This window comes from Pseudomonas putida (assembly GCF_030159595.1).
Lineage (GTDB): Bacteria > Pseudomonadota > Gammaproteobacteria > Pseudomonadales > Pseudomonadaceae > Aquipseudomonas > Aquipseudomonas putida_AC.
Map to the genome: position 1 here is coordinate 157,810 of NZ_BSKJ01000003.1, position 24,467 is coordinate 182,276.

The following is a 24,467-nucleotide window of genomic DNA, read 5'->3' on the forward strand; positions in this document are numbered from 1 at the left end:
CACTGAACATGCTCCCTAGTCTGGCTTCTTTTCATGAAGAGGCCTCGAGCAATGGACACTACTCCGCCATCAAGCGCACAGGCAGCCATCGATGCGTTCCAGGACGGCATCATCGGCAAGCGCCTGCCGCCGTGGTTGCGCCAGACACCCCCAGGGCAGTTGCCTGAGGTCGGCAAGGCGTTGGCAAACAGCCTTCGCAGTCGTGAGCAAGTCAATGCGCTGCTGCGGGGTATCGAAGGTATCGACAGTTTTGTTGCGGCGGGCCTGGAAAAGGCCCTTGAGGCGCGTTACGGGCTTGGCCGTAACGCGCGCGCGCTGAAGTTTCTGGAGGGCCGTCGCGAACCTGTGATCAACAGCCAGCCGGTAGGTGCGCACCTCACCGAGGTGGTTTATGAAGAAAAGCCGCTGCTCGAGGTGGCATTGCGCAACTTCACTGCCGAGCAGGCCCAAGCCGGTGGCCAGCCGCGCGGTAATCGGCTGCTGGTTCCACGCCAGGGCAGGGTTACACCGCCCACAGGCATCGAGCTTGCCACGCTTTGCCGTGAGCTGGATTTGGGTGAACGTTATCAACGTCACCTGGACTCCATTCTGAAGCCCACTGGTGATGCAAGGCGCGTGGAGTCCTGCCTTGTAGATGCCAGTCGCCACGCCATGCTGGTGGACGCTTACAAAGCCAGGCAGGAAGGGACGCTGGATGACAGCGAGCTCAAGTGGATGGTGGCTATGTGCGAGGATGGCAAGCTGCTGCGCCTGGCGGGTGACCTTGTGGAGGCCAGGCAACTGAAGTTGCTGGGTTGCCGGATTGAGCAGGTGATCGTGTTCGAGGTCATTGACCAGGGTGTCCTTCTCAACACCACGCGCCGTGTGTTGCTCTATGTGCCAGGCGATCCTGTGTCGCCATGGCGCGCATTCGAGAGCATCGACAAGCTGAACCGCGAGTTGGGTCGTCGCCTGCGAGACAAGGCCTACCAGCGTTTTTTCAGCCGCTTCGTGCTACGACGTGACAGCCAGGCTTTCTTTGCCCAGGTTTCGGCGCTGTTCGATGACCTGGCGGACTGGGCGTTTCGCGATCTCGAACCGCATTTGCAGGGTTATTCGCAACCGTTGTTCAACGGCCTGGCACAGGCATGTATTCGCCAGATCAAGGAGGATGCGGCGATGATTGCGGTGCCTGTGGCCAGGCTGGACCGTGAGGTGCAGCGCCAGCATGACCAGCGCCTGGCCGCCGAGGGGTGGGCGCTGCTCAACCTGGCCAGTTTCTTTGTGCCAGGCCTTGGCCTGGCGCTGCTTGCCGTGACGGCCTGGGAGCTGCTGGGCGAGGTTTACCATGGCTTTGAAGCCTGGCATGAGGGGGATCGCCGAGAGGCACTCGACCATTTGACCCATGTTGCCACCGACCTTGCCGTGCTTGCGACCACGGTGGCGGGGGTGGGTGTGGCCCGACGGCTTTGGGCGCGTTCCACGCAGGTCGATGCCATGTTGCCGGCTCGGCTGGAAGACGGCACCGTCAAACTCTGGCAACAAGATTTGGCCCCGTTTCAAAGCCTGGCCCCCGATGCTGCCGCGAGCCGGGACGCCTTGGGGATCCGGCATCTGGACGGGCAGGCGTGGATCGAGATGGACGCCCATCATTATCGCGTGACCGAATCGGCCGGCGACGGTCAATGGCAACTGTGCCCCGTCGCCGGCCATGGACCCATCCTGCGTCACAATGGTGCTGGCGCCTGGCGGTTATGGAATGAACAACCGGCCCTGTGGCGGGATAGACATCGCATGTTTCGTCGCCTGGGCGAACCCTTCAACAGGCTGGATGACGAAGAGATCGATCAGGTCCTGCTGTTCCACGGGCTCGATGGCGATGACGTGCGAGGCTTGCATGTGCATGCCCAGGCGCCCAGCCCGGGCATGCTGGACAGCGTGCAGCGGGTCAGGCTCGACCAGCGCATCCGCAGCATGATTGGCCGCTTGCGCAGTGGCGAGCCGGTAGAAGATACGACAGTGCTTGATCACGCACGGCGGTTGCCAGGTGCGAATGGCTTGCCCGATCAAGCACTGGCTGAGTTGGCGTGGGCGCAGCGCCGAACGTTGCTGCAGTACCTGTACGAGGCGCTGCAGCCCACCGACAGCCCTGGCAGCACAGCGCTGCGCCGGGTCTTCCCCGGGCTGGATACACGCACCGCGCAAGCGTTGGTAAAGGCCGCCAGCGGCGCTGATCGCAGGCGCCTGCTGACCCGCGGCAGGGTCGCACTCGATTTGGCCGAAGCGGCCAGGGCCAGTCTGCTGGGTATCCGCCAGACGCGGGTTCTGGAAGCCTTGTACCTGGATACGCCGCAGAATGCAGACCTGGCTCGGGTGGCCTTGGGCCTGTTGCAGTATCTGCCTGGGGGCGAACAAGGTGTGCGCTGGCGCTTGTATGAAGGCTATCTGGGCGGGCCGATGCTGGCGCAGTGCGGTCAAGGCAGGCAAGCATTTGACCTGGTGCACCTGAACGGCGTGTTCCAGCTGCTTGATGATCAGGGTGGGGCGATCGGTGAGGCAGGTGAGTTGTTCGAAGTCATCGCGCCAGCTTATGCCCAGGCGCAGCGTGAAACGATGGGAATCGGTGACCCGTTCTCGCACAACCTCCGGGTGATGCTTGCGCGCGAAGCGGTGCGACGTCGTGACGAGATCAGCCGTCTGCTGGGCGTGGTACGCCCAGGGGCTGTTCGAGCGCCCATGCGCTTGGCCGACGGGCGTTTGGGCTACCCGTTGGGGGGCGGTGGAGTAAGTGGTTTCGGGTCAAGAGGCCGTGCCCTGAGGGCGGCGCTGCGAGATATCTTCCCTTGGTTGAGCGACGAGCAGATTGACACCTTGGCCGATGACGCCAGACGTTCAGGGCGTCAACTTCAACAGGTACTGACGGACCTGAACAATGAACTTACGGTTCTTCGCAATACCCTGGATGCCTGGGTGGCACAGGAACGGGGCGATGTCCGGGAGGACCGGGACGCCTTGCGCCAGACGTTGTTCAATTGCTGGAGACGGTCGGTGGGGGTCGGCGATCTGCACATCGACGCACACGAAAACCTGCATGTCATGTTTTGCAACTTCAGATCGGGCGGTTTGCCCAGCCTGCCCGCGCAGGTCAGCTTCAGAGGTGTGAGCAGCCTGTCGTTGCTGCACCTTGACCTTCTGGACGTACCCAACAGCTTCCTGCTGGCCTTCCCTAACCTGCGAACCCTTGATCTGGGCGGCAACCTGCTGACGCGCCTGCCGCAACCGTTGCTGCAGTTCACGCAGCTACGGCACCTGAGCCTTACCAACAACCGGATTGGCCTGAACATGCAGCAAACCGCCACACTGGCCTGCTGCACTGGCCTGGAATCCCTCGACCTGTCCCACAATCCACTGCGGCGTGGGTTCACGCTGGCCGGTTTGACCGAATTGCGCTGGCTGAGCCTGCGCGACACACAACTCACGCAGCTTCCCCCGGGCATATTCGACCGCGATCAGCTGGTGGCTGTCGACTTGAGGGAAAACCGGATCCGGCAGGTTCCGGAGCATTACTACCAGTTGCCCGTATGGCGCCGGCGAAGGATCCGCCTGAGCGACAACCCCTTGGGCGAGGCTCAGACACAACGTTTGCAGGCTTCGCTGAGGAGCGAGCATCCTGTCGTCGACGAGGAGCAAGCGCTTCTGCGGCTGGATCACGCGCGTGAGGTGTGGGGGGATGCGGTGGCCCCGGAGCATCGCGGCTTGATGCTTGCGGCCTGGGACTCCCTGGATACAGGGCCGGACTCCGAGCGGCTTTTCCGTGTCCTCAGGCAGCTGTTGCTGTCCGAGGACTTTCGCGTCAATGCGCGGGCGATGGGTAATCGGGTGATGGCGGTGTTGCAAGCGATGGCCATCACGCCGGAATTGCGGGAGAACCTGTTGTCCGTGGCCAATGATGAATGGGGGTGCCAGGATGGTGCAGCCTGGTGCTTGAGCAATATAGAACTGAACCTGCTGGTGTGGCAGGTTGAACATGCCGCTCAAGGAAAAGACGAACGCGCTCTGCTGCGCCTGGGAAGACGTTTATGGCGCCAGGATGCAGTCGACAGGTTCGCTACCCAATGGGCTGTTGAACATGGCAGGGAGCAAGAGGGAAGTGAAGTCGGGTTGGCCTTCAGGGTCGGGCTGAGGGAACGGCTCGACTTGCCCCTGCAGGTGGGCGATATGAGCTTCCATGCGATTTCAGGTGTTCTGGAGGCGGATCTGGCAGCGGCGGAAACGGCGGTGTGGGGTGCGGAAACCTGGGATGAGCTCGCCCGCTCGATGGTTGACCGTGAATTTTGGCAGGTGCATCTGGAGCGTACTCATCCTGACCGGTTCACCGAAGTTGACCGACCGTTCAGACGGCAGCTTGAAACGGTACTCGACGATGCAACGCTCAGCGAAGGCGCAATGCTCGAGCAGGCAGATGCCATTCGTGACGCCCAACGTGCTGCACGCAGGGGGCTGATGCTGGACTTGACGATTCGTGCCATGGAAGTGGGGCCAGAAGACCCAGGCATTCATGTGCGCTGATGGCGGCTTGATGCAGGGGTTGCCTGCCCCTGTGCAAAGCTGCTTTGGGCTATGCTCAGTCAGGGTGACAGTGGCTTTGCCCGCGCTGTCGCCTTGGCTTCAGAACGCTTGGAAATCGACAGTTACTTTTCCACGGCCCGTTACTGAGTGAAGTGGTTTAGGCTCCATGTCGGATTTTTCTCCGTGATCTGTAGTCATTGGTATATCGAGACAATAAGGAGATACGCATGCTCGTCCGGTCACTGACCCTCGCTACCTTGCTGGCTGTTGCCGGCCCCCTGTTTGCCGCAGACAGTGACGCGCCTTTAGCCAAGGAACTGGGCAAGGCCAGGCCATTGGTGGTGATTGCTCCGAGCAGTGCTGACCCGACCTTGCGCGGGCTGAACAAGGCACTGGAAGACCCGGCCACCCAGGCCGCCTTCAAGGAGCGCAACCTGGTGCTTTACAGCGTCGCCAACATGATGGGCAAGCGCGAAGACAAGAACCTCGAACAGCAGACCACCATGGCCCTGATCCGTGAGCTCAAGCTGGGCGCGAGCAAGGGCACCAAGGTGATCCTGGTGGGCAAGGATGGCGAACGGCATATGCTCAAGGATGACGAAAGCGGAGAACCCATCGACCCGCAGGCGATTTTCAAGGCGGTCGATGAACTGCCCGCCAGCGAAAAAGCTGTGACCGCCCCCGAACCTGTGGCAGCGGCGCCGGAAGCCAAGACCAAGGACAGCAAACCGGCCAAGCCAGCCAAACCGGCGGCCCCGCCCAAACCGCTGGAAGACTGAACACGCGTCATGGCCCCAAGGTGGCTTGGGGCCCGCTACCAGGCGTTGTGTATCCCACTGTATCTGCCAGCGCTGCAGACCTACTCCCATACAAAAGCGCGCCTTGCGCGATACATTCACGACAAACCGCAACGGCCTAATGGCTCCACTTTCCAACCACAGTGGAGCGACATCATGACTCAAGCAAAAACGACCCTCGGCCTGCTCGGCGCCGCCCTGATCGGCAGCATGGCATTGACCAGCAGTGCGTTTGCCGTTGAGCCGCTGGCACACGGTTACCAACTGGCTTCGGCCAAGGTGGCCGGCGAGGGCAAGTGTGGTGAAGGCAAATGCGGCGGCAGCGGCAAGGCCACCCAGAGTGAAGGCAAATGCGGTGAGGGCAAGTGTGGTGCCAGCGCCAAGGCCGGGGCTGAAGGCAAATGCGGCGAGGGTAGGTGCGGCGATGCCTCGTTCGCCAGCACCGACAGCAACCACGATGGCAAGGTCTCGCGGGATGAGTTTCTGGCGGTGGCCAAGGACCGTGCCGGCGACTTCGACACGATCGACAGCAACCATGATGGCTTCATCTCCGAGCAAGAAGCGGCGGACCATCTGAAGGCGATCTATCAGGCCAATGGCAAGGCCATGCCCGAGGGGCTGTTCAGCCACCTGGCTGGCAAATCCTGATCCTTACCCTTTGAAGTGACGCAACGCCCCTCCTGCTGGTCAGGCGGGGCGTTGTGCCTGTTGGAGAGCTGCTTATGCGTGCTGCGACGTTGAACACCGGGCTTGGCTTGCGCCGTGGCCTGCTGCCGGAACTGCTGGCCATGGACGCTGGTGCAATAGACTTCCTTGAATGCGCGCCGGAAAACTGGATAGCAGTTGGCGGTGCCTACGGCAAAGGCTTGGCCCAGTTGGCCGAGCGTTTTCCCATGACTTGCCACGGGTTGTCGTTGTCGCTGGGCGGCAGCGAGCCACTCGACCTGCATTTCCTCGACCAGACCCGCCATTTTCTCGATCGCCACCAGGTGCGCCTATACAGTGAGCACTTGAGCTATTGCAGTGACGACGGGCACCTGTACGACCTGATGCCCATTCCGTTCACCGACGAAGCCGTGCACCATGTGGCTGCGCGCATACGCCAGGCGCAGGAGCAATTGGGTCGGCGTATTGCCGTGGAAAACATCAGCTACTACGCCGCGCCTTACCCGGCGATGAGCGAGCTCGATTTTATCCGTGCGGTACTCGATGAAGCCGATTGCGACTTGCTGCTGGACGTCAACAACGTTTTCGTCAACGCCTGCAACCACGGCTACGAAGCCCGGGCATTTCTTGAAGGCTTGCCCCAGGCACGGGTGACCGGCATGCACATAGCCGGCCATTACGATGAAGCACCGGACCTCAAGGTCGACACCCATGGGGCACCGGTCAAGGAAGACGTGTGGGCGCTGTACACCCTCGCTTGTGCGCGCTTTGGCGTGCAGCCGACCGTGCTCGAACGTGATTTCAACTATCCCCCGCTGGCCGAACTGTTGGCCGAGACAGCGCGTATCCGCAGCGTGCAACTGGCTTCGGGAGGGCAGCGTGATGAATGAGACTTTGCGCGAGCAGCAATACACGTTGGCCCGTCACTTGCGCGACCCGCAGCGCAACGCCCCGCCGCCGGGCGTGGAGGCGCGTCGCCTGAAGGTTTACCGCGAGTTGTTCTATGGTGCTATCGAAGGCTTGCTGGCAGGCAGTTTCCCGGTGATGCGCCAGGCCTTGGGTGAGCCGCGTTGGCATGCTCGTGTACATGATTTCTATGCCAACTACCGTAGCCAGACCCCCTTGTTTACCGAGGTTGGCGAAACGTTTGTCAATTATCTGCAAGGTATTGAGCTGGATGAGCCCTGGCAGTTGGAGTTGGCGCATTATGAGTGGGTCGAGGCGCAGTTGTACTTGAGCGATGCCGAGGACCCGGCCCATGACCCGGCGGGCGATTTGCTGGAGGGGGTGCCGTTGCTGTCCTGCGTGGCGCGGGTGCTGGCTTATGAGTGGCCGGTGGAGCGCATCGGGGTGGATTGTCAGCCAACGGTTGCGCCCGAGGCGCCGACGTTGCTGCTGGTGTATCGCGATGCTGCGTTGACGGTGCGCTTTGCGCGCCTGGCGCCGATGGCGTATCGGTTGCTGGCGCTGGAGCAGGGTACCGGGCGGGCGCGGCTGGAGGCGTTGGGAGGGGATGTGCAGCAGGGGCTGGCATTGCTGGAGGGATTGCGCGAACAGGGTGTCATTGTCGGAACAGTTTGAGGGCCTTAGGGGGCGCTTTACGCTCCATCGCCGGCAAGCCAGCTTACAGGGTCGGCGCAAGCTGCTCTTTGTGGGAGCTGGCTTGCCGGCGATGGGCTGCAAAGCAGCCCCGGCAATTTCACCTGCTGAACCGCTTTCTCAGCCAATGGTCCACGCTCAACCGCCCAGCCCCTTTGAGCAGCAGCGGCAGCAACGCCACCAGATAGATCAGCGGCAACTTGAAGTTGCCAAAGCCCTGGTCAGTAATGGCATACCCTTGTGCCAACTCGGCCAGGCTCGACCAGTGCGCCGGCCAATGCACCGCAGCAATTGCCACCACAGTCACCACCATCAGCCCCAGCGATGCCAGTCGCGTCCCCAGGCCCAGCAACAGCAGCAATGGCAGCACCAGCTCGGCCCACATCGACAACTGCCAGTTCAGCTCGGCGGGCAGCCGGTTGAAGGGGAACGGAAAGCTGCCTTGCAGGTCGGCGAACCAGTTGTTGCCATTCAACTTCTCAAGGCCGGACTCGAAAAATTCCCAGGCCAGGAACAGCCGCAGCGGCAGGTCGGCGCTCCAGGTGCCGAAGCGGTCGAAGGTGGTCAAAGTAAGTGCTTTCATCAAGGGGCTCCCAGGATCAGGTTATGTGGCTGGGAGTGTGTGGGGGTGGGGTATCTGCAGTGTGTCGGGGGTGATGGGGTTGTGTATCGGTTTGTACCGAAGCCTCAGGCGACACCCGCCCCCACCAAAGCCAGTCATTTCAGTTCGATCTGCGCGCACAATCCGCCACGTTCTCGGTTGCTCAAGGTCAGCCGGCCCCCCATGGCCTGGATCAACTGGTGGGCAATGGCCAACCCCAGCCCGGTCCCCCCCGTACTGCGATTGCGTGAACCCTCTACCCGGTAGAACGGCTTGAGCACTTCGTCCAGTTCGCCGCCGGGAATCCCCGGCCCGTTGTCGAGCACACGGATTACGGTCGTGCCGCCCTCACGGCACACTTCCAGTTCGGCGGCGCCGGCAAACTTGAGGGCGTTGTCCACCAGGTTCACCAACACCCGGCGCAGTGCATGCGGGCGGATTTCCAGCAGGCTGCCAGTGCTGCCGTGGCGCTCGACCTGGGCGCCGCTGTCCTGGTAGTCGAACACCAGGCTATCAAGAAAGGCATCGAGGTTGACCCGGCAGGGTGCTTCGGTGCTGGTGTCCATGCTGCGGGCATAGGCCACGCCTTCGCGCACCAGATGCTCCATTTCACCCAGGTCGCTCCACAGCTTGTCTTTCTCGACCCCATCGTCCATCACTTCAACGCGTAGTTTCATGCGTGTGATCGGCGTTTGCAGGTCGTGAGAAATGGCGGCCAGCAGTTGCATGCGCTCCTTAAGGTGGGCGGCGATGCGTGCCTGCAAGGCGTTGAAGGCCACGGCGGCGTACTTGACCTCGCGCGGGCCGCTTTCATCCAGCTGCACGCCGGGCTTGTCCGGGTCGAGGTTGTCCACGGCCTGGGCCAGGCGGGTGAGGGGGCCGATCGCCAGGCGCACTGCCAGCCAGGTGCACAGCAGCAACACGGCCAGCTGAATCAGCAGTACCACGGGCAACCAGCGGGCCACCGGGACCGGCGACGGGGTCACGTCGATGGTCAGCGGTGCACCGTCGGCCAGGCTCAGGTGCGCCTGGAAGTGCGCATTCGGCCCGGGTATTTCCTGGAAGGTCAGGCGGTAGTCGCTGCCAATGGCCTTCACGATCGACTCGGCAGCCATGGGCGGGTCGCTGCTGGGCATCGCCTCGCCGGACAGGCCGTGGTCCAGGCGGTAGCGGTAGGTACGCCGCTCCAGGCGTGGCAGCCAGGCGGCACGTTCAGCTGCGGGCAGGCGGTCGAGGATGGCGACCGACGTGGCCACATCCTGTTCCAGGTTGCTGAGCATCATCGAGCGGCTGCTGATATAGCGTTCGTAGGCCTGCAGGCCGAACGACAGGCCGTAGGCCAGCACCAGGCCGGTGAAGAAGATCAGCGCCAGGCGCGAGGCGAGGGTGCGTGGCCACTTCATGACGGCGACTCGAGCAGTTGCACCGGCAGCGAGAACACATAGCCCTCGCTGCGCACGGTCTTGATGCAGCTGGGTTCGCGGGCGTCGTCGCCCAGGCGCTGGCGCAGGCGGCTGACCAGCAGGTCGATGGAGCGGTCGAAGAGGTCAGCTTCGCGGCCCTGGGTCAGGTTGAGCAGTTGTTCGCGGCTGAGCACCCGCTGCGGGTGGTCGAGAAACACCCTTAGCAGGCGGTACTCGGCGCCACTCAGGGCCACCAGGGTGCCTTCGTTGTCGAGCAGGTGGCGCGCGGTGGTGTCCAGGCGCCACTGGCCGAAGCGGAGCAGGCGGCTGCTTTCGCTGATGGTGAGGTTGGGTGGCAGCATGCGCGTGCGCCGCAGCACGGCATTGATACGGGCGAGCAGTTCGCGGGCCGAGAACGGCTTGGTCAGGTAATCGTCGGCGCCCATCTCCAGGCCGATGATGCGGTCGGTTTCATCGTTGCGGGCAGTCAGCATCAACACAGGCGTGTTGCGGTGCTTGCCGGCGCGCAGTTCGCGGCACAGCAGCAGGCCATCGTCGCCGGGCATCATGATGTCGAGGACGATCAGGTCGACGCTGTTGGCTTCGAGGAAGGCGCGCATCTGCCGGCCGTCGGCGACGATGCTGGTGCGCAGGCCGTTCTTCTTCAGGTAGTTGCCGACCAGTTCGCGGATCTCGCGGTCGTCGTCGACGATCAGGATGTGATCGACGTGTTCCATGCGCAGGGTTCCTGTTCAAATGGGGTTGGCGCAGTGTACCCGGCGCCTTCGCGCTTGCCTGCGGGGTTTGTATTGCAGTGTATCTGGCCGGGAAATCGGACGCTGCATGAGGCGGATTGAAGTGGCTCGGGCCAGGCAGCGAAACGCTGAGCATTGACCGCCTGGCCGATAAATGCCGGGTTTTGCTCCGGCGCAGCCTCCGATCGCAGCACAGAGCGTACAATGACGTCTCGGGTAACTGTATTTCAGTGGCTCATTACCGAGTAGCCTACATGTACCAGACATACCCCAGCGCAGCCCATAGAGCCCATGACCGCCTCTGCGAGCAGATCGAAGCGTTCCTCCAGCAAGGCGGCCATATCCAGCAAGTCGCACGCGGTGTTACCGGGTCCCCGGATGGCGTATCCAAAGTTCAGTGGCACAAAGAGCGTACAGCCAAGCCCTGATGGCCGGCTTTGCTTTCTGAACGCACCACCTTCGAGCGCTTCAGTACCCACTTTGAGGGGGTAGGCCTGTGACCGAAGAACCGAGCGACAGCGTGATCGCCATTTGCATAGGTATTTCTGAACAACAAGTGACTCAATACCGGCGGGAGAGTTTTCTGCTCGGGGACGGGGCATGGCTTGTGCATTTTGCTTTCATCATGCCCAAAGAGCTTCGTCATCAGCTCACCGGAAGTTTTACATTATTGTTGAAGGCCTCACGGGCACCTGGTGATACCCGTCAGGCCGATGAGCTTGAATCATGAAGAACGTTGTTATTGTTCAGGCTTTTACAAGGAGGAAGGTAGAGCGTGTCCGGTGGTCCGAGCGTGCCTCGAGGGCTGAGTTATATAGCCGTCATGATAAGGTTGAACCTGGGCGTGACAAGAAGCGCTAGTTTCTTGCGCTGGCGAAGTCGGTGTTCCGTTTCTTCTGATGCACCCGGGTGATGAGTGATGCGACTTCGGTTGATTTGACATTGTTTAGAATAACTTGTCAGTTTGTTCGGAGCGCTGCGACAGATTCCTGGCCTGCATCCGCAAACGCATGAGCCGATTGTATCCGTTTGTACAAGCAGGGCGCCCTTCGTGGGCGCCTTCTTTGTTTATAACTACCTGCTTGCAAAGGGCTTTCAATGATTTCATTGGGTTTGGCCGACAGGGATTCAGCTACAGGAGGAGGCACAGCACAGCGTTGAGCGACACAGAAGGGATACTTGGCAGGCGTCAAATGGCTCTCGACCGGGGACAACAAACCCCAACGCCAAGCGATACACAGGAGAGATGCCATGAACTTCAAGACTTTCGCCAGCGCCAGCCTGCTCGCCGTGCTCAGCTTCGGCGCTATCGCCGCCCAGGCCGCCACCGCCCCCATGGGCGATGCCGGTGCCATGCAGTACCGCTACGGTGACCACCTGGATGTGAAAAAAGTGCTCTCGGTGCAGGATGACCAGAGCAACGCCTGCGGCCTGGTGAATACCCGCATGGACTACCTCGACTCCAAGGGCCAGCAGCAAAGCGTGCAGTACCGCACCTACGCCACCGGCGGTTGCCATGAGAATTGATCGTCGCCTGATGCTGACGGTGGGTGGAATTGCCCTGGCACTGACGGGGCTTGGCCTGGCCGGGCACCTGATGGCCCGCGACAGCTACGGTGCGATGCCGTCGCTGTCGGGGGCCAGCCAGTGGATCAACTCGACACCGCTGGATGGACCGGCACTCAAGGGCAAGGTGGTGCTGGTGGACTTCTGGACCTGGGACTGCATCAACTGCCAGCGCAGCCTGCCGCATGTGAACGACTGGGCGCGGCGGTATGCCGACCAGGGGCTGGTGGTGGTGGGCGTGCATACGCCGGAGTACGACTACGAGCATGATGTGGGCACCTTGCGGGACAAGGTGGCCGGGCTGGGGATCGGTTACCCGGTGGCGGTGGACAACGACTACAAGGTGTGGACTGCCTGGGGCAACCAGTTCTGGCCGGCGCATTACTTTGTCGACCGCAAGGGGCAGGTGCGCCATGTGCACTTTGGCGAAGGGGATTATGGCGGGCAGGAACAGGTGATACAGGCACTGCTGGATGAGAAAGGGTGATTGCCTGTACCGGCCTCTTCGCGGGTGAACCCGCTCCTACACTGGTTTCAGTAATACCTGTAGGAGCGGGTTCACCCGCGAAGAAGCCAGCACTGTCTGTCAGGTGAAACTGGCAAAGTGCGCCTGCATCCGCGCCGCATCCGCCTCGCGCCCGCTGAACAGCTCGAACGCCTTCACCGCCTGGAACACTGCCATGTTGCTGCCATCGAGCGTGCGGCAACCCAGCGCCCGGGCTGCGCGCAGCAGTTCGGTTTCCAGCGGGAAGTAGATGATCTCCGCCACCCACAGGCGTGCATGCAGCAGCCCTACCGGCAGTGGCGTACCCGGCAGCTTGGCCATGCCCACCGGCGTGGTATTGACCAACCCGTCTGCCTCGACCAACGCCGTGGCCAGGTCGGTGCCAACCACGGCGCGCCCTGCGCCAAAATGGGCATTCAGGTTGTCCACCAATGCCTGCGCACGGGCCGCGTCCACTTCGAACAGCACCAACCGCTCGACCCCTTCACCCAGCAGGGCATGGGCCACCGCCGAACCGGCGCCGCCGGCGCCCATCTGCACCACCTGGCGGCGTGCCACGTCGGGCAGGCCACGGCGCAAGCCTTCGGCAAAGCCCAGGCAGTCGGTGTTGTGGCCGACCCGCTTGCCGTCCTTGAGCACCACGGTGTTCACCGCGCCGATGCCACGGGCTTCGTCCGACAGCTCGTCGAGCAGCGGCAGGATCGCCTGTTTGAACGGGTAGGTGATGTTGAGCCCGGTGAAACCGGTGCGCTGCGCGGCGTCGAGCAGGCCGGGCAGGGCGCTGTCGTCCAGTTGCAACTGGTCGGCGTCGATCAGCCGGTACAAGTAGCGTAAAGCCTGGGCATCACCTTCGTGTTCGTGCAGGGCAGGGGTACGCGACAGCTGGATGCCGCGGCCGATCAGGCCGGCGAGGATGGCGTGCTGGCTCATGCCGTGCGCTCCTGGAACAGTTCGGCGAAGTGGCTGAGGGCCATGCGGTAGCCATGGCTGCCCAGGCCGCAGATGACACCGACGGCGATGGACGATACGAACGACAGGTGGCGGAACGGCTCGCGCTTGTGCACGTTGGACAAGTGCACTTCGATAACGGGCAGTTCGCTGGCCACCAGGGCGTCGCGGATGGCTACCGAGGTGTGGGTCCAGGCGCCGGGGTTGATCACGATACCGGCGCAGCGGTTACGTGCGGCGTGGATCCAGTCGATCAGTTCGCCTTCGTGGTTGGTTTGGCGGAACTCAAGTTCCAGGCCGTGGGCATGGGCAGTATCGGCGCAACTTTGTGCCAGGTCCGCAAGGGTTTCGTGGCCATATTGCGCAGGCTCGCGGGTGCCCAGCATGTTCAGGTTAGGGCCGTTGAGCACAAGAATAAGGGGCTTCATGACGGGCATCGCTTTGTTGTTGTTGGATGCGCGTAGTTTTGTACTGACTGGTTAGTTCCGTCAATTGGACTGGAGCGTCGTACCGGGAAAGTGGGCGATTATCGAACGCAGCACGACCTTACAAAATTGTAATCTTCCCGACACCGCCCCGATAAGCGCGGCTTTCTACAGTCCCTCGCCTACACGCGTCGACGAGGATTTGTTCGTGCCCATCCCCCGCAAGATCGCCTTGCTCTGCCTGTTGCTGGGCAGCGCCACCAGCGCCCAGGCCAGCCAGAGCCTGAGCCTGCCCCAGGCGCTTGCCGCCGCCTTTGCCCAGAACCCGGAGCTTGCTGCAGCCGGTCGCGAAATCGGCATTGCCGACGGCGAGCGGCGCCAGGCAGGGTTGATCCCTAACCCTGAGTTGTCCTGGGAGGTCGAGGACACTCGCCGCGACACCAGCACCACCACCGTCACCCTCAGCCAGCCGCTGGAACTGGGCGGCAAGCGCGGCGCACGTATCGCTGTGGCCGGCACCGGCCAGGCCATTGCCCAACTCGACCTGGAGCGCCAGCGCAATGGCCTGCGGGCTGATGTGGTACAGGCCTTCCACGCTGCCTTGCGCGCGCAGACCGCGCTGGAACTGGCGCAGCAGTCGCAGGCATTGACCGAGCGCGGGCTGCGGGTGGTACAGGGGCGGGTCACTGCGGGCCAGTCATCACCTGTGGAAGCCACCCGTGCCCAGGTGCAACTGGCCCAGGCCCAGGCCGAAGTGCGGCGTGCGCAAACTCAGCGCGGCGTGGCCTACCAGGCCTTGGCACGCCTGACCGGCAGCCCGTTGGCAGGTTTCGACCAGTTGCAAGCGGCCAACCTTTCGCCTGGCGTTGCGCCCAGTGCCGACACCTTGCTCGACCAGGTCGAGCAAACGGTCGAGTGGCGCCTGGCCGCCGCCCAGGTCGAGCGTGGTGAGGCGTCCTTGGGATCGGAAAAGGCCCAGCGCATCCCCAACCTCACCGTCAGCCTCGGCAGCCAGTACAGCCGCGAAGACCGCGAGCGCGTCAACGTGGTCGGTCTGTCGATGCCCTTGCCATTGTTCGACCGCAACCAGGGCAACGTGATGGCCGCCGCGCGCCGTGCCGACCAGGCGCGTGACTTGCGTAACGCCGTGGAGCTGCGTCTGCGCAGTGAAACGCGTAGCGCTGTCAGCCAGTGGCACACGGCGATGCAAGAGGTGGACGCCTACGACCGCACCATTCTGCCGGCTGCGCAGCAGGCTGTGGACACCGCCACCCGTGGTTTCGAAATGGGCAAGTTCGCCTTCCTCGATGTACTCGATGCCCAGCGCACGCTGATCGAGGCCCGTGGGTTGTACCTGGAGGCACTGGCCTCGGCGACCGACGCGCGGGCGCAGGTCGAGCGGATCTATGGCGACCTCGATGGCCCGAGCACACAATTGAACAGCAGGAGCAACAATGACTAACCCACGCAAGATAGCCCTTCTGGTTGCCGCCATGGCTGCGCTCGGCCTGGGTGGCCTGGCCTGGACCGGCAACCTTGGACTGGCGTCGAAAACTGAAGCCCGTCACGACGACCACGGCGAAGACGGCCATGGCCATGGTGCCGAGAAAGCCGCCGAAGGCCATGAAGAGGAGGGACACGCGGAACAAGAGGGCCAGTTGCACCTGTCCATCGCCCAGATCGAGGCCGCCGGTGTGCAGTTGGCTGCCGCCGGCCCTCGTGAGCTGGGTACCGCCATCAGTTTCCCGGGGGAAATCCGCTTCGACGAGGACCGCACAGCTCACGTCGTGCCGCGCGTGCCCGGCGTGGTCGAGGCCGTGCAAGCCGAGCTGGGCCAGGCAGTGAAGCGCGGCCAGGTACTGGCGGTGATCGTCAGCCAGCAGATTTCGGACCTGCGCAGCGAGCAGCAGGCCGCCCAGCGCCGTCTGGAGCTAGCGCGTCTGACCTTCCAGCGCGAACAGCAGCTGTGGCAGGAACGCATCAGCGCCGAACAGGATTACCTGCAGGCACGCCAGGCGCTGCAGGAGGCAGAGATCGCCTTGGCCAATGCCCGGCAGAAGGTCGCCGCCGTGGGCCCGGCGGGCGCTGGCAACCGCTATGAGCTGCGCGCACCGTTCGATGCGGTGGTGGTGGAAAAGCACCTGACGGTGGGCGAGGTGGTCGACGAGACCAGCAATGCCTTCACGTTGTCTGACCTGAGCCGGGTGTGGGCCACTTTCGCTGTGGCCCCGCGTGACCTGGACAAGGTGATGACCGGCCGTCATGTCACGGTCAGCGCACCCGACCTGGGTGCCCAGGTCGAGGGCAAGGTCAACTACGTTGGCAGCCTGCTTGGCGAGCAGAACCGCGCCGCCACCGTGCGCGCCACCCTTGCCAACCCCAACGGTGCGTGGCGCCCCGGGCTGTTCGTCAATGTTGCGGTCAGCGTTGAACGCTTCAATGCCGCTGTCGTGGTGCCGGAAAGCGCCCTGCAAACCTGGGAAGAGCAGACCGTAGTGTTTGCCCGCACTGAAGAAGGCTTCGAGGTCCGCCAGGTGAAAGCCGGCCGACGCGACGCTGGCCAGGTAGAAATCACCACCGGTCTTGCCGCCGGTACCCAGGTGGCCGCCGCCGGCAGCTTTGTCCTCAAGTCGGAACTGGGCAAGGGCTCGGCCGAGCACAGCCATTGATCACGGGGACACCTGCATGTTCGAACGCCTGATCCAATTCGCCATCGAGCAGCGCCTGGTGGTGATGCTGGCCGTGGTCCTGATGGCCGCGGTGGGTATCCACAGCTACCAGAAATTGCCAATCGACGCTGTACCGGACATCACCAACGTCCAGGTACAGATCAACACCGCCGCGCCGGGCTATTCGCCGCTGGAGACCGAGCAGCGCATCACTTTTGCCATCGAAACCGCCATGGCCGGCCTGCCCGGGCTCAAACAGACCCGGTCGCTGTCGCGTTCAGGCCTGTCGCAGGTCACGGTCATTTTCGATGACGGCACCGACCTGTTCTTCGCCCGCCAGTTGGTCAACGAGCGCCTGCAAGTGGCACGCGAGCAATTGCCCGAGGGCATCGAGGCGGGCATGGGCCCGATTTCCACCGGGCTGGGCGAGATCTTCCTATGGACCGTGGAAGCCGAACAGGGTGCCTTGAAGGAGGATGGCACGCCTTACACCCCGACCGACCTGCGGGTGATCCAGGACTGGATCATCAAACCGCAGCTGCGCAATGTGCCGGGGGTGGCCGAGGTGAACAGCATCGGCGGCCATGCCAAACAGTACCTGATTGCACCCGAACCCAAGCGCCTGGCGGCCTACAAGCTCACCCTCAACGACCTGATCGCAGCGCTGGAACGCAATAACGCCAACGTGGGGGCCGGTTACATCGAGCGCAATGGCGAGCAGTTGCTGATCCGGGCACCGGGCCAGGTGGCCTCGGCCGCAGACATCGCCAATATCGTCATTTCCAGCGTGGACGGTACGCCGATCCGCGTCAGCCATGTGGCCGAGGTAGGCCTGGGGGAAGAGCTGCGCTCGGGCGCGGCCACCGAAAACGGCCGTGAAGTGGTGTTGGGCACGGTGTTCATGTTGATCGGCGAAAACAGCCGCACGGTGTCCCAGGCGGTGGCCGCCAAACTGGTCGACATCAACCGGAACCTGCCCAAGGGTGTGGTCGCAGTGACTGTTTACGACCGCACCAACCTCGTGGAAAAAGCCATTGCCACGGTGAAGAAAAACCTGGTTGAAGGCGCCATCCTGGTCATCGCCGTGCTGTTCCTGTTCTTGGGCAACATCCGCGCTGCGCTGATCACGGCCATGGTTATCCCGCTGTCGATGCTGTTCACCTTCACCGGCATGTTCAGCAACAAGGTCAGCGCCAACCTGATGAGCCTGGGCGCGCTGGATTTCGGCATCATCGTCGACGGTGCGGTGGTGATCGTGGAAAACGCCATCCGCCGGCTGGCCCATGCCCAGCAGCGCCACGGCCGCATGCTGACCCGTGCCGAACGCTTCCATGAAGTGTTTGCCGCCGCCCGCGAAGCGCGCCGGCCGTTAATCTACGGGCAGCTGATCATCATGGTGGTGTACCTGCCGATCTTTGCCTTGACCGGGGTCGAGGGCAAGATGTTCCACCCCATGGCCTTTACTGTGGTCTTGGCCCTACTGGGTGCGATGATCCTCTCGGTCACCTTCGTGCCGGCGGCCATTGCCCTGTTCGTTACCGGCAAGGTCAAGGAAGAGGAAGGCCTGGTGATGCGCACGGCGCGCCAGCGCTATGCCCCGGTACTGGCCTGGGTGCTGGGCCGACGCAAGCTGGCGTTTGCGGCGGCTGGCACCTTGGTGCTGCTCTCCGGCGTAATGGCCAGCCGCATGGGCAGCGAGTTCATCCCCAGCCTCAGCGAGGGCGACTTTGCCTTGCAGGCCCTGCGCGTGCCGGGTACCAGCCTGTCGCAGTCGGTGGACATGCAACAGCGCCTGGAGCAGGCAATCATCGCCCAAGTGCCGGAAGTGGAGCGGGTGTTCGCGCGTACCGGCACCGCCGAGATCGCGTCCGACCCGATGCCGCCGAACATTTCCGACGCCTACGTCATGTTGCGCCCGCGTGAGCAATGGGTGGACCCGGGCAAGCCGCGTGACGAACTCATCGCCGAGGTACAGCGTGCGGCGGCCAGCGTGCCGGGCAGCAATTACGAGCTGTCGCAGCCGATCCAGTTGCGTTTCAACGAGCTGATTTCTGGTGTGCGCAGTGATGTGGCGGTGAAGTTGTTCGGTGATGACATGGACGTGCTCAACCGCACCGCTGCGCAAATCGCCAGCAGCCTGCAGCGTGTGCCGGGTGCATCCGAGGTCAAGGTGGAACAGACCACCGGCCTGCCGGTGCTGACCATCGACATCGACCGCGACAAGGCCGCCCGCTATGGCCTGAACGTAGGCGACGTGCAGGATGCCATTGCCATCGCTGTAGGGGGGCGCACGGCCGGCACGCTGTATGAAGGTGACCGCCGCTTCGACATGGTGGTGCGCTTGCCCGAAACCTTGCGCACCGATGTGGACGGGTTGGGCAGCCTGCTGATTCCGGTGCCGGCCAGTACCGCCGCTGGCGCTGCGCAAATCGGCTTTATCCCGCTGTCGCAGGTGGCCACGCTGAACCTGCAATTGGGGCCGAATCAGGTCAGCCGCGAGGATGGCAAACGCGTGGTGGTGGTCAGCGCCAACGTGCGTGGGCGCGACCTGGGCTCGTTTGTCGAAGAGGCTGAGCAGACGCTCATTGGCCAGGTTCAGATCCCGCCGGGCTACTGGACGCGCTGGGGTGGCCAGTTCGAACAGCTGCAGTCGGCGGCCGAGCGCTTGCAGGTGGTGGTGCCGGTGGCTTTGCTGCTGGTCATGGCGCTGTTGCTGATGATGTTCAACAACCTCAGGGATGGCCTGCTGGTGTTCACCGGCATCCCGTTTGCCCTGACCGGCGGGGTACTGGCGCTGTGGTTGCGGGACATTCCGCTGTCCATTTCGGCGGGTGTGGGGTTCATTGCGCTGTCGGGTGTGGCAGTGCTCAACGGGCTGGTGATGATTGCCTTTATCCGTGGTTTGCGCGAAGAAGGCCGTACCCTGCGAGCGGCAGTGGAAGAGGGCGCACTGACGCGCTTGCGGCCGGTTTTGATGACGGCGTTGGTGGCGTCGCTGGGCTTCATTCCGATGGCCTTGGCTACCGGGACCGGGGCGGAGGTACAGCGACCGCTGGCGACGGTGGTGATTGGTGGGATTCTGTCCTCTACAGCGCTGACGTTGCTGGTGTTGCCGGCGTTGTATCAGTGGGCGTACCGGCGCGAAGAGGTGCAGGAGGGCTGAGACCCTGGGGCCGCTTTGCGGCCCATCGCAGGCAAGCCAGCTCCCCAAGGATCGCGCCATTTTCCGGCTGACGCGGTCCTTGTGGGAGCTGGCTTGCCTGCGATGGGCTGCAAAGCAGCCCCAAAGATCTCAAACGGTACTACGGGCTCCAGGCTGCACGCGGTCCGCCCCCACCTCATCATGCAACGAAATCCGCGAAGTCTCCGGCAACGCCAACCCCCCAACCAACGCCACCAGCGCAATCACCACCAGGTAAAACGCCGGTGCCAGGCTGCTGCCGGTCTGCCCGATCAGCCAGGTCGCCACCAGCGGCGCGGTGCCGCCAAACAGCGTGTAGGCCACGTTGTAGGTAATCGCCGAAGCGGTATAGCGGGTGCGGGTAGGGAAGCTCTCCGAGAGCAACGCCGCCGTGACCACGCCACTGCACAACGCCCCCACCGCCAGCAGGATCACCCCAAGCAGCGCGCCGGACATTGAGCCCGAGCTCGCCAGCCAGTACGCCGGGAACACGCACAACATCACCCACAGGCAGGTGAAAGCGATGGTTTTGCGCCGTCCTACCCGGTCCGAGAACGCCCCGGCCAGCGGGCAGCCGATGGCGGCGAACAGCAAGGCCACGGTGGTGACCAGCAGCGATTGCGCGCGGGTCAGGTTGCCCACCAGTTGCAGGTAGGTGGCGAAGTAGGTGGTGAACATGTAGAACGACAGCGCGGTCAGCGAAATGAACGCCCCCAGGTTGCGAATTGCCCGGCCATGATTGCGCAGGGTTTCCTTCAGCGGTGAATGCTCGTGCTCCTTGCCTTGGGTGACGGCTTCGCGGAACGCCGGGGTTTCTTCCATGCGCCAGCGCAGGTACAGGCCGACCAGCCCCAGCGGTGCGGCGATCAGGAACGGAATGCGCCAGCCCCAGGCGTTCATGGCCTCGGCCGACAGGCTGGCTTCCAGCCCGTAGGCGATTACCGCTGCACAGGCAAAGGCAGAAAAGGTCGAGACCGGCACGAAGCTGCCATAGAAGGCGCGCTTGTCGTTGGGCGCGTGTTCCATCAGGTAGGCGCAGGCCCCGGCATATTCGCCGCCGGCAGAAAAACCCTGCAGGCAGCGCGCCAGGGTGAGCAGCACAGGGGCCGCCAGGCCGATGCTGGCGTAGGTCGGCAGCAGGCCGATCAAGGTGGTGGAGCCTGCCATCAGCAGGATGGTCAACGACAGGATGCGCTTGCGTCCCAGGCGGTCGCCCAACGCGCCGAACACGATCCCGCCCAACGGACGCAGGGCAAATGCCACGGCGAATACCGCGAAGGTCTTGAGCAAGGCCACGCTGGCGTCTTCGCTGGCAAAGAACTGGCTGGCGATAAGGGTGGCGAGAAAGCCATAGACGGCGAAGTCGAACCACTCGACGAAATTGCCGATGGCCGAGGCGGCGATCACCCGGCGCAGGGTGGCGGGGGATACCTCATGAGGTGCGGACATGCGGGTGCTCTCCGGTTCCATTGGCAGGCATGATGAACGTGGCGCGGTCGGGCCGCGCCATCATTGTTGTGCTTACCAGTAGATCGCCGGGCGCTGGAGGGGGCTTTGTCGAGGGCGACCTCGGGATACCTGATTCAACCGCCGTTGTGGTTTACAGCCGGCCTACTTTCCAGGGAGCGTATTCCAGCTCGCTGTAACCCTTGGCCTGGCCGTGCGCGTCGGTGCTGAAGCCCGGCAGCTGGCGCAGGTTCAGCGCCATGCAGCGGCTGTTCAGTTCGGCCTGCAGCTTGCCATCAAGACGGAAGTCGTCCGGCCGGTTCGGGTGGGGATAAATCTGCACCAGGCAGCCTTGGACGTTGCCTTGTGCGTTTGCTTCGTAGTAGAGCGAGGCCCTGCCGATGCTGTCTACCGGCTGATCGCGGAACAGGTGCTGCCAGAAGAATTCCCGCTGTGCATTGGCCTGGCGCCGTGCGGTATCAGGTGCCTGGGCGTAAGACGGCAGCACCACGAACAGGGGCGCGCGTACTTCTGCCGTACCGTCCTTGTCGCGCAGCGACTTGGGCACTACGGGATAGATGGTCTTCCAGCATTGCGCCTCGACCATGCTGGCCAATGCCTTGAAGTCCGAGCGGACCAGGTCGGCAGGCAATACCGTTTCGTACCTCATCGGTGCCTTGCTGGCTTTGCAGCTGACGGGCGCCGAGTTCTGGTCGAGTTTGACGTCCAGCATGACCACGCCAATCTGCTTGCCCGTGTCGGCGGTGGCAATGCCCAGCTTCAGGACTTGCTGCATGTCGCTGACGAATGTCTTGCGCGCCTGTTTATCTTCTTCGGAGGCAGGCCGGTTCTGGCAGCCCGCTAAAGCTATTAGAGCGGCAGCCATGATTGCCGGAGACAACGATCTGTACACGGAAACTTCCTTGATGTGGTAGCGCCGGCCTTCATGCCGGCGATATTGAGAACCAGTATTATCACTTGAAATGCGTGGGGGCTGTGTGTGATTTGTGTGGAGAATGTGGGAGTGGGCGTGCCCGCGAAGCAGGCCACGCGGAGGATGGCACCGGCTTTGCCGGTGTTCGCGGCTAAAGCCGCTCCTACAGGTACTGCGCATGCCTTGAGGCAAACACTGAACCTGTGGGAGCGGCTTTAGCCGCGAAGAGGCCGGCACAAGCAGCACAAGACTGAGGTTAGAAGCGCATGTCCAGCGCCAGTTCGAAGGAGCGCGGCGGCCCCATGTAGTACTGGCTGTTGTAGGCCTGCTTGGCATACACCTCGTCGGTCAGGTTGCGCACCCGCCCGGTCAGCGTGGTGTGCTCGTCCAGCCGGTAGCGGGCGAACGCGCCGAACAGGGTGTAGGCCGGGGCCTTGAGGCTGTTGGCGTTGTCGGCATACACCGATCCCACATAGCGCCCGTCCGCGCCCACCGACCATGCCGACGACAGGCTGTAGGTCAGCCACAGGTTGGTGACATTGGCCGGTACGTTGGTGGGTGCATTGCCCTTACGCGAGACCGATACCCCATTGACGGCTTCGTTGAATTCGTCGTACTGCGCATCGACGTAGGCATAGTTGGCTTCGGCCAGCAGTTTTGGCGTTACCTGCAGGCGCCCGGACAGCTCCACTCCGCGTGAGGTCTGCTGCCCGGCCTGGACCGTGAGGTTGGCATCGTTCGAGTCACGCACGGCAAAGTCCTTGCGCACGATCTGGTACAGGGCCAGCGTGGCCGCACCGCGCCCATCGAGGAAGTCGAACTTGCTGCCCACTTCCCATTGCTCGCCCTTGGACAGGTCGAACAGCCCCACATTGGAGTAGGTCGCGGCCGCCAGCGAGCCGGCGGGCAGGTCGGCCGAGGTACTGTACTGCGCATACAGGCTGGCCGACGGCGTCAGCGTGTAGGTCAGGCCGATGCGCCCGGACAAGGGTTCCCAGCGCCGTTCGAAGTACGCCGGCGAAGTGGGCGTCACGGCGCCGTAGTTGGTGACGTCCATGTCCAGGTAGTCGTAGCGCAAGGCGGTCAGCAGGGCCAGGCGCTCGGTGAGTTGCAGGCGGTTTTCGGCAAACACTGCACGGTTGGTCACTTCGTGGCGGCGTTGCTTGGTCAGGCCGGCGTTCACCCCGGGGATGTCATCGAAACTGCCAGGGTCGAAGTGCTCGGCATCGACCACGTCAGTCCAGCTGCCCGAAGTGGGGTAGAGGGTCTGGCGCATGCGTGAGTATTCCAGCCCCAGTGACCACTGGCTGGCCAGGCCGAATAACTGGTTGTCGTGGCGCAGTTCGATGCGGTCGCCCAGCAGGTTCTGGTCGTGGCGCTGCAGGTAAGGGCTGCTGCGTTGCACCTGGCCATTGCGGGTGTAGGCGTAGCGTTCAAGGTTGCGGTAGTCGCGCTGGGCATTGTAGTGGTACAGCGTGTTCTGCACGCTGGTGCTGTCGCTGACCTGGTAGTCGAGGATAGAGCGTAGCCAGCGTACCCGCTGCTCATAGCGCCCGTCCCCGACGTTGTAGTTCTCGAAGCGGCGGCTGTTGTCGATTTTCATCGTGCTGCGCCCGGGCAGGATAGGCGAACCCCAGTACGGACTGTCTTCGCGGTCTTCCTGGTACTCCAGCGCCAGGGTGTGGGTGAGGTTGGGGGCCAGGTCGCTGAGCAGCGAAAAGGCCAGGCTGTCGGTGTGCCGTTCGTTGCGGTCGACGTAGCCGTTGCCCTGCCCGCGGCTGAAGTCCAGACGCATGAAATGCCGGGCATCGGCGGGGTTGCTGGCCAGCGCCTGATTGATTCCGAACGCCACCTCGCTTTCGTCGAAACTGCCATAGCGGATACGCCCGTCAAGGGTCTGCTGGTCGCGGCTGGCAAGCTTGGTGATGTAGTTGATCGAGCCGCCTACGGCTCCTGCGCCATGCAGGAACGAGGATGGGCCGCCAATCAGTTCGACGCGGTCGAGCACCCAGGCATCCACTGGCCGGGTGGCGCTGCTGTAGCCCAGGTTGATGCCGTTGTACAACTGGGTGACCTGGTTCTGGGTAAACCCACGGTAGGCAACGAAGCCGCCAAAGCCTGGGTTGGCCGAGGCGTTCACGCCGGTCATGGCGTTGATTACATCCTGGCTGTCTTTGGCGCCGCGTTCTTCGATCAGGCGGCGGTCCGAGACGCTGACCGAGGCGGGTGTTTCCCGCGCGGTGAGGCCCAGGCGCGATCCGGTGCGGATCGGCTCGTCCAGTTGCACGCCGCTGGCAGCGTCGCGTTCGCCGTCGATGGTGGTGGCGCCCAGCTCCACGGGGGCGCTTTCGGCGCAGGCGAAGCTGCAGGTGCCCATCAGGAGCACCAGGGAGGTTTTGCGAAGCATGTTGGTGTGTCTTCCAC

20 protein-coding genes are annotated in these 24,467 nt (G+C 63.2%); 12 read left to right on the forward strand and 8 right to left on the reverse strand.

The genetic code is table 11. The annotated features are described in order from the left end of the window. The first annotated feature begins 51 nt into the window (after window positions 1-51). From QQL85_RS08075 to QQL85_RS08095, 5 genes are all read left to right on the forward strand, one after another. Window positions 52-4,548 (forward strand): NEL-type E3 ubiquitin ligase domain-containing protein, encoded by a 4,497-nt coding sequence (locus QQL85_RS08075; protein ID WP_284355943.1) that lies wholly within the window; start codon window positions 52-54, stop codon window positions 4,546-4,548. Window positions 4,549-4,775: 227 nt separating this feature from the next. Beyond that, a complete protein-coding gene (locus QQL85_RS08080) occupies window positions 4,776-5,327 on the forward strand; it encodes a DUF4174 domain-containing protein (protein ID WP_284355944.1) in 552 nt (183 codons plus the stop codon). A gap of 174 nt (window positions 5,328-5,501) precedes the next feature. After that, on the forward strand, window positions 5,502-5,993 hold the full coding sequence (locus QQL85_RS08085; protein ID WP_284355945.1) for an HvfA family oxazolone/thioamide-modified RiPP metallophore: 492 nt from the start codon (window positions 5,502-5,504) through the stop codon (window positions 5,991-5,993). 74 nt (window positions 5,994-6,067) lie between these two features. Then, on the forward strand, window positions 6,068-6,901 hold the full coding sequence (locus QQL85_RS08090; RefSeq protein WP_284355946.1) for an HvfB family MNIO-type RiPP peptide maturase: 834 nt from the start codon (window positions 6,068-6,070) through the stop codon (window positions 6,899-6,901). Continuing rightward, on the forward strand, window positions 6,894-7,592 hold the full coding sequence (locus QQL85_RS08095; RefSeq protein WP_284355947.1) for an HvfC family RiPP maturation protein: 699 nt from the start codon (window positions 6,894-6,896) through the stop codon (window positions 7,590-7,592). Before QQL85_RS08090 ends, QQL85_RS08095 begins: the two co-directional genes overlap by 8 nt. Before the next feature lie 118 nt (window positions 7,593-7,710). Here QQL85_RS08095 and QQL85_RS08100 read toward each other — a convergent pair whose 3' ends face one another. The 3 genes from QQL85_RS08100 to QQL85_RS08110 all read right to left on the reverse strand — a co-directional run bounded on the left by QQL85_RS08100 (window position 7,711) and on the right by QQL85_RS08110 (window position 10,351). Further along, window positions 7,711-8,193 (reverse strand): HvfX family Cu-binding RiPP maturation protein, encoded by a 483-nt coding sequence (locus tag QQL85_RS08100; protein WP_284355948.1) that lies wholly within the window; start codon window positions 8,191-8,193, stop codon window positions 7,711-7,713. 134 nt (window positions 8,194-8,327) lie between these two features. Then, window positions 8,328-9,614, reverse strand: a complete 1,287-nt coding sequence (locus tag QQL85_RS08105; RefSeq protein ID WP_284355949.1) for a sensor histidine kinase — start codon at window positions 9,612-9,614, stop codon at window positions 8,328-8,330. Then, window positions 9,611-10,351, reverse strand: coding sequence for a response regulator (locus QQL85_RS08110; RefSeq protein WP_019471113.1), 741 nt, complete (start codon window positions 10,349-10,351; stop codon window positions 9,611-9,613). Before QQL85_RS08110 ends, QQL85_RS08105 begins: the two co-directional genes overlap by 4 nt. A gap of 272 nt (window positions 10,352-10,623) precedes the next feature. Here QQL85_RS08110 and QQL85_RS26630 point away from each other — a divergent pair, with 272 nt between their 5' ends. The 4 genes from QQL85_RS26630 (at window position 10,624) to QQL85_RS08125 (ending at window position 12,422) form a co-directional block, all read left to right on the forward strand. Beyond that, the gene (locus QQL85_RS26630; RefSeq protein ID WP_349816503.1) at window positions 10,624-10,797 is read left to right on the forward strand and encodes a hypothetical protein; all 174 of its coding nucleotides are present in this window, start codon (window positions 10,624-10,626) and stop codon (window positions 10,795-10,797) included. 68 nt (window positions 10,798-10,865) lie between these two features. Then, window positions 10,866-11,099: a hypothetical protein gene (locus QQL85_RS08115; protein ID WP_284355950.1), complete on the forward strand. Its 234-nt coding sequence runs from the start codon at window positions 10,866-10,868 to the stop codon at window positions 11,097-11,099. A 521-nt stretch (window positions 11,100-11,620) separates the two neighbouring features. Further along, on the forward strand, window positions 11,621-11,896 hold the full coding sequence (locus QQL85_RS08120; RefSeq protein ID WP_284355951.1) for a DUF2790 domain-containing protein: 276 nt from the start codon (window positions 11,621-11,623) through the stop codon (window positions 11,894-11,896). 10 nt (window positions 11,897-11,906) lie between these two features. Next, complete coding sequence (locus QQL85_RS08125) at window positions 11,907-12,422, forward strand: thioredoxin family protein (RefSeq protein ID WP_284356014.1); 516 nt, start codon at window positions 11,907-11,909, stop codon at window positions 12,420-12,422. Window positions 12,423-12,521: 99 nt separating this feature from the next. Here QQL85_RS08125 and QQL85_RS08130 read toward each other — a convergent pair whose 3' ends face one another. Continuing rightward, the gene (locus QQL85_RS08130) at window positions 12,522-13,370 is read right to left on the reverse strand and encodes a shikimate dehydrogenase (RefSeq protein ID WP_284355952.1); all 849 of its coding nucleotides are present in this window, start codon (window positions 13,368-13,370) and stop codon (window positions 12,522-12,524) included. After that, window positions 13,367-13,816, reverse strand: coding sequence for a type II 3-dehydroquinate dehydratase (gene aroQ / locus QQL85_RS08135; protein WP_016714675.1), 450 nt, complete (start codon window positions 13,814-13,816; stop codon window positions 13,367-13,369). The genes QQL85_RS08130 and aroQ overlap by 4 nt, the downstream gene beginning before the upstream one ends. Window positions 13,817-14,021: 205 nt before the next feature. Here aroQ and QQL85_RS08140 point away from each other — a divergent pair, with 205 nt between their 5' ends. The 3 genes from QQL85_RS08140 to QQL85_RS08150 are packed head-to-tail and all read left to right on the forward strand — an operon-like array spanning window position 14,022 to window position 19,645. Beyond that, window positions 14,022-15,275: a TolC family protein gene (locus QQL85_RS08140; RefSeq protein ID WP_284355953.1), complete on the forward strand. Its 1,254-nt coding sequence runs from the start codon at window positions 14,022-14,024 to the stop codon at window positions 15,273-15,275. Then, window positions 15,268-16,482, forward strand: a complete 1,215-nt coding sequence (locus QQL85_RS08145) for an efflux RND transporter periplasmic adaptor subunit (RefSeq protein ID WP_284355954.1) — start codon at window positions 15,268-15,270, stop codon at window positions 16,480-16,482. Before QQL85_RS08140 ends, QQL85_RS08145 begins: the two co-directional genes overlap by 8 nt. Window positions 16,483-16,498: 16 nt before the next feature. Continuing rightward, window positions 16,499-19,645, forward strand: coding sequence for an efflux RND transporter permease subunit (locus QQL85_RS08150; protein ID WP_284355955.1), 3,147 nt, complete (start codon window positions 16,499-16,501; stop codon window positions 19,643-19,645). A 129-nt stretch (window positions 19,646-19,774) separates the two neighbouring features. Here the strand turns inward: QQL85_RS08150 and QQL85_RS08155 are convergent, their stop codons facing one another. The 3 genes from QQL85_RS08155 to QQL85_RS08165 all read right to left on the reverse strand — a co-directional run bounded on the left by QQL85_RS08155 (window position 19,775) and on the right by QQL85_RS08165 (window position 24,450). Next, window positions 19,775-21,112 carry an MFS transporter gene (locus QQL85_RS08155; protein WP_284355956.1) on the reverse strand — a complete coding sequence of 446 codons (1,338 nt, stop codon included), beginning with the start codon at window positions 21,110-21,112 and terminating at the stop codon, window positions 19,775-19,777. Between the two features lie 151 nt (window positions 21,113-21,263). Then, window positions 21,264-22,022 carry a hypothetical protein gene (locus QQL85_RS08160; protein ID WP_284355957.1) on the reverse strand — a complete coding sequence of 253 codons (759 nt, stop codon included), beginning with the start codon at window positions 22,020-22,022 and terminating at the stop codon, window positions 21,264-21,266. 277 nt (window positions 22,023-22,299) lie between these two features. After that, window positions 22,300-24,450, reverse strand: a complete 2,151-nt coding sequence (locus QQL85_RS08165; protein WP_284355958.1) for a TonB-dependent receptor — start codon at window positions 24,448-24,450, stop codon at window positions 22,300-22,302. Window positions 24,451-24,467: the final 17 nt, after the last annotated feature.

Excerpts from the sequence above, each read along its gene's own strand:
- QQL85_RS08075 (WP_284355943.1), top strand. The coding sequence starts at position 52 with ATGGACACTACTCCGCCATCAAGCGCACAGGCAGCCATCGATGCGTTC.
- QQL85_RS08080 (WP_284355944.1), top strand. The coding sequence starts at position 4,776 with ATGCTCGTCCGGTCACTGACCCTCGCTACCTTGCTGGCTGTTGCCGGC.
- QQL85_RS08085 (WP_284355945.1), top strand. The coding sequence starts at position 5,502 with ATGACTCAAGCAAAAACGACCCTCGGCCTGCTCGGCGCCGCCCTGATC.
- QQL85_RS08090 (WP_284355946.1), top strand. The coding sequence starts at position 6,068 with ATGCGTGCTGCGACGTTGAACACCGGGCTTGGCTTGCGCCGTGGCCTG.
- QQL85_RS08095 (WP_284355947.1), top strand. The coding sequence starts at position 6,894 with ATGAATGAGACTTTGCGCGAGCAGCAATACACGTTGGCCCGTCACTTG.
- QQL85_RS08100 (WP_284355948.1), bottom strand. The coding sequence starts at position 8,193 with ATGAAAGCACTTACTTTGACCACCTTCGACCGCTTCGGCACCTGGAGC.
- QQL85_RS08105 (WP_284355949.1), bottom strand. The coding sequence starts at position 9,614 with ATGAAGTGGCCACGCACCCTCGCCTCGCGCCTGGCGCTGATCTTCTTC.
- QQL85_RS08110 (WP_019471113.1), bottom strand. The coding sequence starts at position 10,351 with ATGGAACACGTCGATCACATCCTGATCGTCGACGACGACCGCGAGATC.
- QQL85_RS26630 (WP_349816503.1), top strand. The coding sequence starts at position 10,624 with ATGTACCAGACATACCCCAGCGCAGCCCATAGAGCCCATGACCGCCTC.
- QQL85_RS08120 (WP_284355951.1), top strand. The coding sequence starts at position 11,621 with ATGAACTTCAAGACTTTCGCCAGCGCCAGCCTGCTCGCCGTGCTCAGC.
- QQL85_RS08125 (WP_284356014.1), top strand. The coding sequence starts at position 11,907 with ATGCTGACGGTGGGTGGAATTGCCCTGGCACTGACGGGGCTTGGCCTG.
- QQL85_RS08130 (WP_284355952.1), bottom strand. The coding sequence starts at position 13,370 with ATGAGCCAGCACGCCATCCTCGCCGGCCTGATCGGCCGCGGCATCCAG.
- aroQ (WP_016714675.1), bottom strand. The coding sequence starts at position 13,816 with ATGAAGCCCCTTATTCTTGTGCTCAACGGCCCTAACCTGAACATGCTG.
- QQL85_RS08145 (WP_284355954.1), top strand. The coding sequence starts at position 15,268 with ATGACTAACCCACGCAAGATAGCCCTTCTGGTTGCCGCCATGGCTGCG.
- QQL85_RS08150 (WP_284355955.1), top strand. The coding sequence starts at position 16,499 with ATGTTCGAACGCCTGATCCAATTCGCCATCGAGCAGCGCCTGGTGGTG.
- QQL85_RS08155 (WP_284355956.1), bottom strand. The coding sequence starts at position 21,112 with ATGTCCGCACCTCATGAGGTATCCCCCGCCACCCTGCGCCGGGTGATC.
- QQL85_RS08165 (WP_284355958.1), bottom strand. The coding sequence starts at position 24,450 with ATGCTTCGCAAAACCTCCCTGGTGCTCCTGATGGGCACCTGCAGCTTC.